The sequence below is a fragment of the Sphaerotilus uruguayifluvii genome (genome assembly GCF_013294065.1).
In the GTDB taxonomy this organism is placed as follows: Bacteria; Pseudomonadota; Gammaproteobacteria; order Burkholderiales; family Burkholderiaceae_C; genus Sphaerotilus; species Sphaerotilus uruguayifluvii.
Genome location: NZ_JABSNM010000003.1, coordinates 215,304 through 229,366, shown reverse-complemented (window position 1 = coordinate 229,366; position 14,063 = coordinate 215,304). Strand labels below are relative to the sequence as shown.

The following is a 14,063-nucleotide window of genomic DNA, read 5'->3' as shown; positions in this document are numbered from 1 at the left end:
GCGTCGCCGGCTTGGCCGCGAGCGCGGAGGAAGTCGGCCAGCCTTTCGAGGCTGACGGAGACATCGCGAGCGGCCTGAGCGGAGTCGGGTTTGGCGCGCAGCAAGGCGTCAAAGCCGGCGACGACTTTCTCGGTGATCTCGATGGCCAGACGAATCGTCCCGTGCTCGCCTTCAAAGTTCGCTGCTGCACCGGCTTGGCGTAAAAGGACGGCGGTAGGATATTTTTTGATCAGGTAAGTTGTTTGATCGCGCAAGGTCGGGTGCAGCCGCCGCAGCGCGTTGTCCTGAGACTGTCCGACCTGTTGCTCGAAGACCGTACCGAGCTTTTCCATGAAGGACTCGATCCAGGCCTTGAGGTGATCTTCGTCGGCCGCCGTCTGCTCGCACAGCGTCGCCGCCACCATCCGGTGTATCCGCACCATCCGTGGCAGCGTCCGGCCGTCGCCCTCGTCGTCCTCGCCATCGGCCGGGTGCAGCAAGCGCAGCCCGTGCAGCTCCGCCCAGACCTCCGCCCACGGCGAGGGCAGGCCGTCGTGCTCCTCCAGCACGTCCGGCAGGCGGGCGGCGGTGAGCGCCTGAAGCCAGTCCAGCGGGATCTCGTCGGGCATCAGCCGGCTGGCGAAGGCCAGCGCGGTGCGGGCGGCGGGGCTCAGGCGGTCGATCGACCAGGCGATGACCTGGCGCACCTGCTTCTCGCCGTGGCGGATCTGCTGCGCGGTGCCGGCGTCGCGGCCGAGGCGGTCGACGTCGGTCGGCCCGGCGGCGTCGAGCCGGCGCAGGTAGTCGGCCGGGCCGAAGCCGAGCCGTGCCTTCTGCCCGAGGTAGGCGGCGACCAGCTCGACCGCCAGCGTGTAGCCGCCGAGCCGCTCGACGATCTGGCGGGCCGCGTCGTCGTCGTCGGTCGTGCGGAAGCGCTGACCCGGCTGGTACTCGCGCATCAGCACCAGCGCGTCGTCTGCGGGCAGCACGCCGACCTCGATCGCCGCGTGCCAGTCGCCGCCGCCGCCGAGGTCGGTCTGCGGGTCGCGGCGGGTGGTGATCAGCAGCTCCAGCCACGGCGCCTGCGGCAGCCGCGCCAGCGCCTCGGCCGACAGCAGCGCCGGCTGGTCCACGTTGTCCAGGATCAGCAGCACGCGCGGCGCCAGCCGGGCGCGCAGCGCGGCATCGGCCTCGGCGCTGGCGGGGGTGTGGCGCTCCGGGTGCTCGCGCAAGGTGGCCAGGAGGTGCTCGACGCGCCGCTCGGCCACCCGCTGCAGTTGCGCGAGCACGGCCCCGAGCGCCAGGTCGTCGTCCGACCGCACCGCCTCGCTCAGCACGAAGGGCAGGCCGACCTCGGCGCCGAGCTGCCGGAAGCGCTCGTCCTCGGCCAGCCGCAGCAGCACGCGGCCCAGGTGTTCGACGCCCTCGCAGGGCAGCTCCCACATGCCGCCGCTGGCGTAGTGGTCGGCATAGGCATAGGCGTACTGCCGCGCCAGCGCCGTCTTGCCCAGGCCGCCCAGGCCGTGCGCGGCGGCAATGACGCTGCGCCCGCCGATGCGGCCCCCGGCGGCGCCGGTCATCATCACGTCGTGCAGCGTGCGCAGCTCGTGGTGGCGGCCGACGAAATGGCTGTGGCTGCGCGCCACGTTGCCCGGCGCCAGATCGGCCAGCGTGATGCGGTCGAGCCGCCACGCCAGGTGCAGGTCCAGCACCCGCAGCCGCTCGGCCAGCGTGCGCCGGTCCGCCCCGAGATCACGCGGCGCGGCCTTCACCGCCTCGGAGCGCTCCATCGCGTCCAGCACTTCCGCCAGCACCGCCGGCCCTTCGCGCCACCACGGCGCCAGCACGCAGTCCCCGCGCAGGCGCTGGCGCCGGCCGAGGTCGTCGAGCACCGCCCGCTCGCCCGAGTCCGGGTCGAACCGGTCCGCCCTCGGCATGTCCGCCGGCTCGACCAGATGGACCTGCACGATGCCGTCGTCGCCACGCGCGGCGCTGTGCTCGCGGCGCACGTACTGTTCCCACTCCCAGCGGCAATGCGGGCTGGCGAGGTAGTGCGGCGAGACGAAGGCGATCAGCAGCTGCGCCTCGCGCAGGCCGGCGCCGAGTTCACGCCGCCAGTCGCGGCTGTCGTCGATGGCCTGCTCGTCGATGAAGATGCGCAGTTCGCGGCCGGTCAGGCGCCGGTAGCGGTCGCGCATCGCCGTGGCGAAGCCGGTGATCCAGCCGGGCGGATCGGCCTCGCCGACGGGCGGGGGCAGGTTGTCCTTGCGGGCGTAGGATAAGAAGACGTGGTGTCGGGGCATGGTCGTGCGGGTAGCTGTGCTGACGCGTGTGTCGGGCAGCATCGGGGCAATCCTTGCAGCATTCCGGTCGAGGGGAGCCACACGGTTCACCACGATAGCGCCTCCAGCCCCGGTTTCAGCCTATCCTTGGTCATCCTCCAGCCGGTCGCACCCCTCTGTGCCAGGCCCGCGCGGCCGCGGCGGCCACCGCACCGGTCGAGGCCTGACGCAGCGCAGGGGGCGCCGCCGCGGGCGCCGCTATGCTCCGGCTCCTGTCCTTGCGTCCGGACCCGGAGAGCCTGCGCCATGAGCCTTGACGATGAACTGGTGGCCCCGCTGCGTGCGGTGGCCGAGCGCTTCGCGCTGCCGAAGGTGCGCGCGCTGCACCTGCCGCCGCGCGAGGCGGTGCAGGCGGCGCGCCGGGCCGGCCGCGGCGAGTTCTGCCTGCTCGAGCTCGACGACGGCACGCCCGGCGCCGCCTACGTCATGCTCGACGACGATCACGAGGCGCTGCTGCTCGGCCACGGCACCGAGGCGCTCGCGGGCGCGGACGCGCTGGCGCTGGCCGCCTCGTTCGGGGCCGCGCGCGGCCCGCGCCGGGTGGTGGCCTGGGCGGCGCTGGGCGCGCTGTCGCGCTGGCTGGTCGAGCGCGCCGGGCTGGAGGTGCCGCGCGGCGGCGATCCCTGGGGCCGGCCGGCGCCGCTGCCGGGCGAGCATCTCGGCATGGTCGGGCTGTTCACGCCGATGGTGGCGCCGCTGCTGGAGGCCGGACTGCGGCTGACGGTGCTGGAGCTGCAGCCCGAGCTGGCCGGCCGGCGCGATGCGCTGACCGTGACGCTGGACCCGGCGGCGCTGCAGGACTGCCTGCGCATCGTCTGCACCGCCACCACGCTGATCAACGGCAGCCTCGAGGCGCTGCTGCCGCACCTGCGCCATGCGCGTCATCTGGCGCTGCTGGGTCCGAGCGCCGGCTGCCTGCCCGATGCGCTGTTCGCGCGCGGCGTCACCCAGCTCGGCGGGCGCTGGGTCACCGATCCGGCCGGAGCGATCGACGCGGTGCGCGCCGGCCGCGGCCTGGGCGAGGTCTCGCGCAAGTTCGCCTTCAGCCGGGACGACTGGCCGGGGGCAGCGGCGCTGACCGCGCGGCTGTGAGCTCGGCGGCGCCCGCCAGAACCTGTTCGATCGCCACCAGCAGCTGCTCGGCCCGGAAGGGCTTGTGCAGCACCTGCAGCCCGCTGGCCGACAGCAGCGACAGGTCGCCCGGCGAGGTGTCCCCGGTGATCACCAGCACCGGGACCGGTCCGCCGTAGCTGCGCACCGCCTCGACCACGTCCAGGCCGCTGGCGCCGCGCAGCCGGTGGTCGGTGATCAGCAGGTCGATGCCGCTGTGGCCGCGCGGGCGCTGCACCAGCTGGTGGCGCAGCGGTGTCAGGCCGTCGTGGCACTGCACGACGGCGCCCCAGGCCTCCAGCCGCGCGCGCAGCGCCGCCTGCACCGTCGGCTCGTCCTCGACCACCGTCAGCCGCAGGCCCTGCAGCGGCCGGCGCCGCGCCGCGCCCGACGGCGCCGGCACCGGCTGCAGCGGCACGGCGCTGTCGAGCTGCAGCGAGAAGCGGCTGCCGCGCCCCGGGCGCGAGTCCAGCAGCAGCCGGTGGCCCAGCAGCGCCGCGCTGCGCTGCACGATCGACAGCCCCAGGCCGAGGCCGCGGCTGCTGTCGCCCAGCGCGGGCCCGCGCGGCGCGCCGATGCGGGTGTCGAGCTGCACGAACTCCTCGAAGACCGCCTGCTGATCCTCCGGAGCGATGCCCACGCCGGTGTCGATCACGTCGATCTGCAGCCGCTCGCCGCGCCGGCGCACGCCGACGAGCACGCCGCCGCGCTCGGTGTAGCGCACCGCGTTGCTGACCAGGTTGCGCAGGATCTGCTCGAGCAGCACCGGGTCGGAGACGACCGTGGCGGCGCTGGGCCGCAGGCGCAGCCGCAGGCCCTTGCGCCGCGCGGCCTCGCCCTCGTGCGAGGCGATGGCGTCGAGCAGCGGCTGCAGCGCCACCGGCTGCGGGCGCGGCCGCACCGTGCCGGCCTCCAGCCTCGACAGGTCGAGCAGGCCCTTGAGCAGATCCTCCATCGACGAGACCGCCTCGTCGACCCGCTCGGTCATCGGCCGCAGCGGTGCGGGCACCTGCTCGCGCAGCAGGTCGATCAGCAGCCCGATCGTCACCACCGGCTGGCGCAGGTCATGGCTGGCGGCGGCCAGGAAGCGGCTCTTGGCCTGGTTGGCCTGCTGCAGCGCCGCGGTGCGCTCGACCACCCGCCGCTCCAGGTCGGCGTTGAGCTGCTCGACCTGCAGCAGCGCCTCGACCAGGCGGCGGATCATCAGGCTGCCGACCAGCAGCAGCACCAGCGGCAGCACCAGCGGCAGCCAGTAGCCGTCCATCACCGAGCTCAGGCCGTGCCAGCTCAGGTCGTCGTGCAGGGTCGCGCCGAGCAGCAGCAGCAGCGCCGCGCCCAGCATCAGCCGCAGCGGCGGGTGCATCGTGCGCGTGCCGTGCCAGACCGCCGGCAGCAGCAGCGCGCCGCAGGCCGTCAGCGCCGGATGCAGCCAGTCGCGCACCTCGTCGAGCGTGCCGGTGAGCGCGCCCCACAGCGTCAGTCCGGCCATCAGCACCGTCAGCACCTGCAGCGCGCCGGCCGTCACCGACTGCAGCCGCCCGGCGCGGCGCAGCGCGATCCAGCCGCCCAGCGCCAGCGCGGTGATCTCCAGCAGCAGCAGCGCCGCGTCGACGCGCTCGTCCGGACCGGGCGGCGCGATCACCAGCAGCAGCTGCATCAGCCCGCACAGCATCCACAGCAGCCCGAACAGCCCGGTCAGGCGCTCGGCCGGCCGCAGCCACCACACCAGCAGCATGAAGACCGCCAGCCCGGCGCCGACCAGATGCAGCATCGAGGGCAGCAGCGCCAGCCAGTGGTTCTGGCGCTCGGTGGCCTGCATCGTCTCGGCCGGTCCGATGACGACGGTCGACAGCCCGGCCCGGCGCGCATGCACCACCGAGATCTCGAGCTGGTTCGTGCCGGCGCGCAGCAGGTGCGGCGGCACGGTGATCCAGTGCTCGGAGGCGCGGGTGTCGCCGGGCGGCGGCGCGTGCAGGTCGAGCAGGTCGCCGCTGATCAGGCCGCCGTTGACGCGCACCTCGTGCACCCGGCTCATCCGCGGCACGCACATCACCCACAGCCGCGACGGCGCGCTGGCGAGCTCGAAGCTGAAGCGGTAGTGGCCGACGCCGGCGCCCTGCAGGCCGCGGTGCGACCAGGTGTCGGGCAGCGGCACCGGCCGCCAGCCCTCGCGCAGGCGGCTGCGGAAGTCCGCCTCGGTCAGCTCCAGTGGCGGCGGCACCGGATCGAGGCGCAGCTCGGCACGGGCGACGGCCGGCTGCGCCTGCGCCGCCGGCGGCAGCAGCGCCGGCACCAGCGTCCGCAGCACGAGCAGCGCGAGCATCAGCCCGAGCGGCCGCAGCGCCTGCAGGCATGCAAGGACGCGCGCCCGAGGCATCCACCTCGGGCGCGGCGTCAGGGGGGAGGTCTGGGGCTGGACGGCGGAACTCATCGGCGCCCGCGATCATCGCAGAGCGCCGCCCGCCCGTCAGCCCGGGCGCATCACAGCGCCAGGATCCACTTCACCAGGTCGCGCGCGTCGGCTTCCTTGATCGCGACCGCGTTGGGCGGCATCGCCAGGCCGGAGGCCTTGCCCTTCCAGTGGCTCTCGTAGGGGTTGGAGCCCTTGAGCACCGTCTGCGTCAGCGTCTCGGCGGCCTTCTTGTCGCCCTTGTACTTGGCCGACACGTCCTTCCAGGCCGGGCCGATCGGCGGCAGGCCGTCCGGGCCCTTGGCGCCCGGCTCGATGTGGTGGCAGGTCATGCAGCCGCTCTTGGTGGCGAGCGCCAGCATCGCGTCATCCTTCGCCTTGTCGGCCAGGGCGGCGCCGCTGGCGAGCAGGGCGATCGCGGCGGCGAGGGCTTGGGTGCGGGTCTTCATGGTGGCTCCTGGAGGCGGCGCGGTGGCCGCGTGTTGAATCGGATGCCGCCAAGTTAGGGTCTCGCCGGGGCGCACGGTTGCGCAAGATCAAGTCTCACGCTGCTTTTGTCAGCGTGAGACAGCGTTGTTGACGGATGGATCGGCGCTGTTCACCTCGGATGCTGCACGCTGGAGCAGCATGGCGTCGCCGTAGCTGAAGAAGCGCATCTTCCGGGCGATCGCGTCGGCGTAGAGCGTGCGGATCGCGTCGAAGCCGGCGAAGGCGCTCACCAGCATCATCAGCGTGCTGCGCGGCAGGTGGAAGTTGGTCACCAGCCGGTCGACCACGCGGAAGTCGAAGCCCGGCGTGATGAAGATGTCGGTGTCGCGGGCGCCGGCGCGCGGCAGCCGGTCGGGCGTGCCCAGCGCGGCCGACTCGAGCGAGCGCAGCGTGGTCGTGCCCACCGCGATCACCCGTCCGCCGTGCGCGCGGGTCTCGGCGATGGCGTCGACGGTGGCCTGCGGCACCTCGAACCATTCGCTGTGCATGCGGTGGTCGGCGATCGACTCGACCCGCACCGGCTGGAAGGTGCCCGCGCCCACATGCAGCGTCACGCTGGCGCGGCGCACGCCGCGGGCTTCGAGCGCCGCCAGCACGCCCTCGTCGAAGTGCAGTGCCGCGGTGGGCGCGGCCACCGCGCCGGGCACGCGCGCGAACACCGTCTGGTAGCGGCGCGCGTCGTCCTCGTCGTCGGCATGCGTGATGTAGGGCGGCAGCGGCACATGGCCGAACTGCTCCAGCAGCGCCAGCGCGTCGCCGGGCAGGCGCAGGTGGAAGAGGCCGTTCTCCGGGCCGCAGCGCCCCAGCACCTCGGCGGGGAAGCGCTCGCCGGCGGCATTGTGGAAGTGCACCGTCTGGCCGGCGCGCGGCGACTTGCTCGCGCGCAGGTGCGCCCAGACCTCGTGGCGGCCGTCCTCGGTGCCGGGCAGCACCCGCTCGACCAGCGCCTCGACGCTGCCGCCGGTGTCCTTGGCGCCGTGCAGCCGCGCGCGGATCACCCGGGTGTCGTTGAACACCAGCAGGTCGCCGGGCTCGAGCAGGCCGGGCAGCTCGCGGAACACCCGCTCGGTGGCCGGCAGCGTGCGCCCGTCGAGCAGGCGCGAGGCGCTGCGCTCGGGGGCCGGATGCTGGGCGATCAGCTCCTGGGGCAGGTCGAAGTCGAAGTCGGCGACGGTGTGGTGGCTCATGGCGTCGTCTTGAAGGGCGCGGCGAAGGGGGGGCAGAATATAACGATTCCCATTGGCCCGGCGGCCGCCCGATCTCTGCCTCGATCCCTGTCCGTGCCCTCGACGCCTTCTTCCCCCGCTGCCGCCCCGGCACCGTCCCCGACGCCTGAAGCGAAGTCCGCCCCGCAGCGGGCGATGGACAAGCTCGGCCTGGTGCGCGACATCGACCTGGCGCTGCACCTGCCGCTGCGCTACGAGGACGAGACGCGCCTGACCCCGATCGCGGCGCTGCGCGAGGGCGACAGCGCGCAGGTCGAGGGCGTGGTCCGCTCCGCCGTGGTCGAGACGCGCACCCGCCGCCAGCTGGTCGTGCGGCTGGTCGAGGGCGCGGCCGAGCTGGTCCTGCGCTTCGTGCATTTCTTTCCGTCGCACCAGAAGACGCTGGCGGTGGGCGCGCGGGTGCGGGTACGCGGCGAGGTGCGCGCCGGCTTCTTCGGCCGAGAGATGGTGCATCCGGTCTTCAAGGCGGTTCCGGAGGGCGGCGCGCCGCTGGCCGAGGCGCTCACGCCGGTCTACCCGACCAGCGCGCAGCTGCCGCAGGCCTACCTGAGAAAGGCGGTCGAGTCGGGCCTGCGCCGCGCGCCGCTCGACGAGGTGCTGCCCGCCGGCGTGGTGCCGCGCGGCCTGCCGCCGCTGCGCGAGGCGCTGCAGCTGCTGCATCACCCGCCGGTCGGCACCTCGGCCTGGCAGCTCGAGGAGCGCAGCCATCCGGCCTGGCAGCGCATCAAGTTCGACGAGCTGCTGGCGCAGCAGCTCTCGCAGCTGACCGCGCAGCGCGAGCGCGCCCGGCTGCGCGCGCCGGTGCTGGCTGCCGTCGGCGGCGGGGCAGACGGGCAGGGCGCGCCGGGCAGCCTGCGTGCGCGCCTGCTGGCGGCGCTGCCCTTCGGCCTGACCGGCGCGCAGCAGCGCGTCTGCGCCGAGATCGCCGCCGACCTGGCGCGGCCGCAGCCGATGCACCGGCTGCTGCAGGGCGATGTCGGCTCGGGCAAGACGGTGGTGGCGGCGCTGTCGGCGGCGGTGGCGATCGACGCGGGCTGGCAGTGCGCGCTGATGGCGCCCACCGAGATCCTGGCCGAGCAGCACTTCCGCAAGCTGCTGCAGTGGCTGGAGCCGCTGGGCATCGGCGTGGCCTGGCTGACCGGCAGCCGCAAGGGCAAGGCGCGCGCGGCGATGCTCGAGCGCGTGGCCTCGGGCGAGGCCGCGCTGGTGGTCGGCACGCACGCGGTGATCCAGGAGGAGGTGCGCTTCGCGCGGCTGGGGCTGGCGGTGATCGACGAGCAGCACCGCTTCGGCGTGGCGCAGCGGCTGGAGCTGCGCCGCAAGCTCGCCGCGCAGGCGCTCGAGCCCCACCTGCTGATGATGAGCGCCACGCCGATCCCGCGCACGCTGGCGATGAGCTACTTCGCCGACCTGGACGTGAGCACCCTCGACGAGCTGCCGCCCGGGCGCACGCCCATCGTCACCCGCGTCTTCGCCGATGGCCGCCGCGACGAGATCATCGAGCGGGTGCGCGACGAGGTGGCCAAGGGCCGCCAGGTCTACTGGGTGGTGCCGCTGATCGAGGAGTCCGAGGCGCTCGACCTGCAGAACGCCACCGAGACGCACGCGCGGCTGGCCGCCACCTTCGACGGCGTCGCGGTCGGCCTGCTGCACGGGCGCATGCCGGCCGGCGACAAGGCGGCGGTGATGGGCGAGTTCTCGTCCGGCCGCATGAGCGTGCTGGTGGCCACCACCGTGATCGAGGTCGGCGTGGACGTGCCCAACGCCAGCGTGATGGTGATCGAGCACGCCGAGCGCTTCGGGCTGGCGCAGCTGCACCAGCTGCGCGGCCGGGTCGGGCGCGGCGCGGTGGCCAGCGTGTGCGTGCTGCTCTACACCTCGCCCCTGTCGCCGACCGGGCGCGAGCGCCTGAAGGCGATGGCCGAGACCACCGACGGCTTCGAGATCGCCCGGCGCGACCTGGAGATCCGCGGCCCCGGCGAGTTCATGGGCGCGCGCCAGTCGGGCGACGCGCTGCTGCGCTTCGCCGACCTGGGCCAGGACGGCGCGCTGCTCGAGCGCGCCCGCGCGGTGGCGCCCGCGCTGCTCGAGCGCCATCCGGCCGCGGCCGCCGCCCACATCCAGCGCTGGCTGGGCGGGCGCATGGAGTTCCTGAAGGCCTGAAGCGGCTCGAATCCGCCACGAACCGGCCGCGCCGGAACTTGAGGGCGAAGTTCACGCGATCGAAAGAAGCCCCTCTTTTCCGGTGATTCCCGACCCCGGGCGGATTCAAGAATCCGCTCGTCCTGCAGCCTGGCCTGCGGTCGAGTCGGGAGTCGTGACTTGAATGCCTTTTCCTTCCTTCGTGGCGAGCTGCTGATCTGGCTGGTGTTCTCCGGCATCCTGCTGTCGGCGCTCGGCCTGTTCCTGTTCTGGTTCCTGCCGCCGCTGCGCCGGCTGGGCGCGGCGCTGTCCGAGACGCTGGCCGCGTTCGGGCCGGTCGGCGAGCCGTGGACGCTCGACCGCTCGACCACCGTGCGCCAGGTCGTCGCCGCCCATCCGGCGCTGAAGCAGGCCTGGCAGGAGACCGAGCAGCGCATCATGCCGGTGCCGGTCTCGGGCCGGCTGCGGGTGGTCATGCTCGGCTCGCCGCGCGACCTCTGGACGCCGAACCGGCTGCTGGCCGGGCGGCTCAACGTCGAGCTGGCCGAGTCGGTGCCCAATCTGCTGGTCGGCGTCGGCCTGTTCTTCACCTTCCTGTTCCTGACCGGCGCGCTGATGGGCGCGACCTCGGCGCTGTCGCAGAAGGGCGGGGCCTCGACCGACCTGCTCGACGCGACCCGCGGGCTGCTCGACACTGCCGGCGGCAAGTTCCTGACCTCGCTGGCGGGCCTGGGCGCCTCGGTGGGCTGGACGGTGGCGGCGCGCCGGGCGATGGCGCGGGTGCAGGACCGCTGCGAGCTGCTGCTCGAGGCGCTGGCCGAGCGGCTGCCGCCCAACGGCACCGAGCTGGCGCTGGTCGAGCAGCTGCGCCAGGGCGAGGCGGTCAACACCCGGCTCGACGCGAGCAACGCGCGCGCCGGCGAGCTGCTGACGGTCGCGCGCGAGCAGCGCCAGCTCTTCGCGCAGTTCCGCGACCAGGTCGCCGAGCACTTGGGCCGCTCGATCAGCGCCTCCATCGTGCCCGAGATGGAGGCGATGAGCCGGCGCATCGTCGCCAGCCTCGACGGCCTGACCGGCCAGATCTCGGCGATGAACCAGCAGGCGCTCGAGCAGATGATGCGCGACCACGCCGGCCTGATCCAGCAGTCGACCCGCCACGAGATGGGCGAGCTGCGCGCGGCGCTGACGCTGATGTCGGAGCGCCTGCAGGCCTCGGCCGGCACGCTGGTCAACGGCGCCGACGATGTCGCCGGGGTGCTGCGCGGCGCCGGCCAGGACCTGCAGATGCAGCTCACCGCCGCCTCGCGCGCCTGGAGCGACTCGGCGCAGGCGACCTCGACGGCCTTCGGCAGCAGCATCGCCACCTCGGTCGACGCGCTGGGCCGCGCCGGCACGACGCTGAGCGGCGCGATGGAGCGCGCGGTGGCCTCCTTCGGCGAGAGCGCGAGCCAGGCCGCGCAGTCGCTGCACAAGGCCGGCACCGAGCTGGAGAGCGGCGTGACCCGCATCGGCGGCGTGCTCGGCCGTGGCGCCGAGGACCTGGACTCGGCGCAGCACAAGCTCGCCACCAGCGCGGTGGCGATGCGCGACGTGCTCGCCGACATGAGCAGCCAGGGCCGCCAGGGCGCCGACCAGATCCGCGCGGTGGCGCAGCAGCTGCGCGACACTCTCGCCCAGCTTGACCAGGTGCAGCCGCGCTGGGCCGGCGCCACCGACCGCCTCGGCCAGATCGCCGAGGAGATCGGCCGCGCGCTGTCCGGCGTCGAGGCGCTGGCCCGGCAGCAGCAGGCGCTGGTCGAGACGCTCGGCCAGAGCGCGCCGCAGGCGCTCGAGGCGGTGCGCCAGGTCGGCGCGATGCTGGAGCAGTCCGGCCGCGACACCGCCGCGGCGATGCAGTCCGGCCGCGATGCACTGACCGGCAGCTCCGCGGTGCTGGCCGCCGCGGTCGAGTCGGTGCGCACCGGCATCGAGCAGGGCGCCGCGCAGGCGCTGGCCCAGCAGCAGCAGCTCGACGGCCATCTGGCACGCGCGGTCGGCCAGATCGGCGGCGCGGTGCGCGAGCTGGCCACCTTCACCCGCAGCCTCGAGGACCTGCTCGAGGAGCGGGTCGCGGCCGCCTGATCCCGGAGCGACGACCATGCTGATGACCCGACGCGCCGCGCCCGCGGCCCCCGGCGGCGCCGCCCGCGGCGAGGGCAGCTACCTGGCCTCGGCCTCCGACCTGATGATCGGCCTGCTCTTCGTCTTCATCATCCTGGTGGTGGTGCTGGCGCTGGAGCAGCGCCGCCAGGCCATCGAGATCGAGGCGGCGAAGAACGAGCTGCGCGGCCAGGCCGATCCGCGCGGCAAGGTGACCGGCACCATCGGCCAGGCGATGCTGGCGGCGATGCCGACGGTGCGCATCGATCCGGTCACCGGCGTGATCTCGCTGCCGGAGGACGTGCTGTTCCCGATCGGCCGCGCCGAGCTCGGGGCCCAGGGGCGTGCGGCGCTGCGCGCGGCGGTCGACGGGCTGGTCGAGGTGCTGCCCTGCTACGTCGCCAACCAGAAGGTGGCCAGCGGCTGCGCCGGCAACCGCGCCGGCCACGAGATCGACACCATCTACATCGAGGGCCACACCGACAGCCGCCCGATGGCGCGCGGCGCCTACGACAACACCAGCCTGTCGCTGGACCGCGCGCGGGCGGTGCATGCGGCGCTGGTCGAGCAGAGCCCGCTGAACGGCTACCGCAACCGGCTGGCGCAGCCGCTGTTCTCCTTCAGCGCCTATGGCGACAAGCGCCTGCTGCCCGGCATCGATCCGACGGACGCGCGCAACCGCCGCGTCGACCTGCGCATCGTGCTGACCTACCGCACGCCTTCCGAGCTGGAGGCCACGCTGATGAAGGCCCGCGCCGCCGAGGCGGCCGCCTCGCGATGAGCGCCGCCGAAGGCTGGCCGCAGGTGGCCGCGGCGGTCGAGGCGCTGGCCGTGCAGCTGCGCGGCCCCGATCCTGCGCCGCCGGTCGATCCGGTGCCGGGCGATGCGTCGCGGCTCGGGCCGGTGCTGCGCCGGCGCCTGAAGCAGGCCGGCGACGATCCGCGCCGGGGCCTGGCGCGGGCCGAATGGCGTCGGCTGCCGCTGGCCTTCTGGGTGGACGGCGAGGATCCGCTGCCGCTGGTCGAGCCCGAGCGGGTCGCGCTGTACTGGCAGCAGGTGCTGCCGGCGGCGCTGGCGCGGGGCGACGCCGCCGCCGCGGCGCGCTGGCGGGCCGAGCTGCTCGCCGGCTATGCGCACGGCTTCGGACAGGACGGGCCGCTGCTGCGCTCCTTCGCCGCCTCGCTGGCGCGCAGCTGGGCCGACATCGGCGACGCCCCGGGCGATGCCTGGGCGCGCCGCATCGCCGCGCTCGACCGCGCGACCGGCCTGTTCACGCCGTCGAAGGCGGTCGCCGGTCTGGCCGCCGACCTCAGGGCCCACGACGGACTGTCGTCGGACTGGCTGGCCCGCCACGGCCTGTGGCCGGACTTCTTCGGCTCGGTGCTCGGCCGGGCGGTGATGCGGGCGCTGCCGCAGCTGCCGGTCCGGGCGCAGCCGGTGGCGGCCGAAGCCGTCGAGGTGCCGGCGGCCTGTCCCGCCTAGGTGTCCCGGCTGCCCGGCCGCAGCTGCAGCCGGCGCTCCGCGCTCAGGTAGGGCCACAGCAGCGCCATCGCCTGCCGGGTGCCGCGCCGCACCGCGGCGTCGGCGTTGTCGGGCTCGAGCGCGCGGCGCGGGTCGCGCACGTACTCGTAGCTCAGCCAGTAGGTCAGCAGCACGATGATCGAGGTGGCCAGCGCGTCGGCGTCCTCCGGCCTGATCGGCGCGCCGTCGAGAATGCACAGCCGCGCGACGCGCTCGCGCACCGCCGCCTGCTGCAGCGCCAGCGCCGCCTGACAGCGCGTCTCGAGCTGGCGGTTGCGCGTCAGCAGGTCGTTGAGGTCGCGGAAGATGAAGCGGTAGTCCCAGGCCAGGCGCAGCAGCGCCGGCACCAGCAGCCAGGCGCCCTCGGCATCGTCGGCCGGGCCGGCGGCGGCCAGCGCCCCGGCCAGCGCCTGCTCGTAGCGGCCGACCAGCGCGTTGACCAGCGCCTCCTTGGCCGGGTAGTGGTAGTACAGGTTGCCGGGGCTGATGCCCAGCTCGGCGGCGAGCGCATTGGTCGAGACATTGGGCTCGCCATAGCGGTTGAACAGCACCAGCGTGTGGTCGAGGATGCGTTCGGCGGTGCGCCGCGGGGCCTTCTTGGCGCGGTCGGTCATGGTGTCGTGCAGAGTCTCCGGGCGCGAATCTAGCACCGGCATGAAGCCGGTACGCCCCGGGTTTGTCTCTGCACGGCCCCGACCGCGGGGG

Annotated in this window: 10 protein-coding genes; 5 read left to right on the top strand and 5 right to left on the bottom strand. The window is 74.2% G+C overall.

The features are described 5' to 3' along the window. Positions 1-2,282, bottom strand: a 2,282-nt coding sequence (locus tag HNQ01_RS05030; protein ID WP_173804272.1) for a tetratricopeptide repeat protein, incomplete at its 3' end; no start/stop codon positions are given. A gap of 285 nt (positions 2,283-2,567) precedes the next feature. Here HNQ01_RS05030 and HNQ01_RS05025 point away from each other — a divergent pair. After that, entirely contained in the window at positions 2,568-3,413 is an 846-nt protein-coding gene (locus HNQ01_RS05025) for a Rossmann-like domain-containing protein (RefSeq protein WP_173804271.1), read from the top strand. On the opposite strand, the gene HNQ01_RS05020 is transcribed toward HNQ01_RS05025, so the two are convergent. The 3 genes from HNQ01_RS05020 to queA all read right to left on the bottom strand — a co-directional run bounded on the left by HNQ01_RS05020 (position 3,364) and on the right by queA (position 7,517). Continuing rightward, the gene (locus HNQ01_RS05020; protein WP_173804270.1) at positions 3,364-5,862 is read right to left on the bottom strand and encodes an ATP-binding response regulator; all 2,499 of its coding nucleotides are present in this window, start codon (positions 5,860-5,862) and stop codon (positions 3,364-3,366) included. The two genes, HNQ01_RS05025 and HNQ01_RS05020, sit on opposite strands and share 50 nt — an antisense overlap. 50 nt (positions 5,863-5,912) lie before the next feature. Continuing rightward, on the bottom strand, positions 5,913-6,290 hold the full coding sequence (locus HNQ01_RS05015) for a c-type cytochrome (protein WP_173804269.1): 378 nt from the start codon (positions 6,288-6,290) through the stop codon (positions 5,913-5,915). 108 nt (positions 6,291-6,398) lie between these two features. Further along, positions 6,399-7,517, bottom strand: coding sequence for a tRNA preQ1(34) S-adenosylmethionine ribosyltransferase-isomerase QueA (gene queA / locus HNQ01_RS05010; protein WP_173804268.1), 1,119 nt, complete (start codon positions 7,515-7,517; stop codon positions 6,399-6,401). A gap of 174 nt (positions 7,518-7,691) precedes the next feature. Here queA and recG point away from each other — a divergent pair, with 174 nt between their 5' ends. From recG to HNQ01_RS04990, 4 genes are all read left to right on the top strand, one after another. Beyond that, positions 7,692-9,719: an ATP-dependent DNA helicase RecG gene (gene recG / locus HNQ01_RS05005; RefSeq protein ID WP_286180472.1), complete on the top strand. Its 2,028-nt coding sequence runs from the start codon at positions 7,692-7,694 to the stop codon at positions 9,717-9,719. Positions 9,720-9,878: 159 nt separating this feature from the next. Beyond that, positions 9,879-11,819 (top strand): methyl-accepting chemotaxis protein, encoded by a 1,941-nt coding sequence (locus HNQ01_RS05000; protein WP_173804266.1) that lies wholly within the window; start codon positions 9,879-9,881, stop codon positions 11,817-11,819. Between the two features lie 16 nt (positions 11,820-11,835). Further along, the gene (locus tag HNQ01_RS04995; protein ID WP_173804265.1) at positions 11,836-12,618 is read left to right on the top strand and encodes an OmpA/MotB family protein; all 783 of its coding nucleotides are present in this window, start codon (positions 11,836-11,838) and stop codon (positions 12,616-12,618) included. Beyond that, on the top strand, positions 12,615-13,319 hold the full coding sequence (locus HNQ01_RS04990; RefSeq protein WP_173804264.1) for a hypothetical protein: 705 nt from the start codon (positions 12,615-12,617) through the stop codon (positions 13,317-13,319). The genes HNQ01_RS04995 and HNQ01_RS04990 overlap by 4 nt, the downstream gene beginning before the upstream one ends. Here the strand turns inward: HNQ01_RS04990 and HNQ01_RS04985 are convergent. Continuing rightward, entirely contained in the window at positions 13,316-13,972 is a 657-nt protein-coding gene (locus HNQ01_RS04985; protein WP_173804263.1) for a TetR/AcrR family transcriptional regulator, read from the bottom strand. The genes HNQ01_RS04990 and HNQ01_RS04985 overlap by 4 nt on opposite strands. Between the last annotated feature and the right edge of the window lie 91 nt (positions 13,973-14,063).

What these genes read in the sequence shown, in the direction of transcription:
- HNQ01_RS05020 (WP_173804270.1), bottom strand. Translation starts at nt 5,862, where the DNA reads ATGAGTTCCGCCGTCCAGCCCCAGACCTCCCCCCTGACGCCGCGCCCG.
- recG (WP_286180472.1), top strand. Translation starts at nt 7,692, where the DNA reads ATGGACAAGCTCGGCCTGGTGCGCGACATCGACCTGGCGCTGCACCTG.
- HNQ01_RS04990 (WP_173804264.1), top strand. Translation starts at nt 12,615, where the DNA reads ATGAGCGCCGCCGAAGGCTGGCCGCAGGTGGCCGCGGCGGTCGAGGCG.
- queA (WP_173804268.1), bottom strand. Translation starts at nt 7,517, where the DNA reads ATGAGCCACCACACCGTCGCCGACTTCGACTTCGACCTGCCCCAGGAG.
- HNQ01_RS05015 (WP_173804269.1), bottom strand. Translation starts at nt 6,290, where the DNA reads ATGAAGACCCGCACCCAAGCCCTCGCCGCCGCGATCGCCCTGCTCGCC.
- HNQ01_RS05025 (WP_173804271.1), top strand. Translation starts at nt 2,568, where the DNA reads ATGAGCCTTGACGATGAACTGGTGGCCCCGCTGCGTGCGGTGGCCGAG.
- HNQ01_RS04995 (WP_173804265.1), top strand. Translation starts at nt 11,836, where the DNA reads ATGCTGATGACCCGACGCGCCGCGCCCGCGGCCCCCGGCGGCGCCGCC.
- HNQ01_RS04985 (WP_173804263.1), bottom strand. Translation starts at nt 13,972, where the DNA reads ATGACCGACCGCGCCAAGAAGGCCCCGCGGCGCACCGCCGAACGCATC.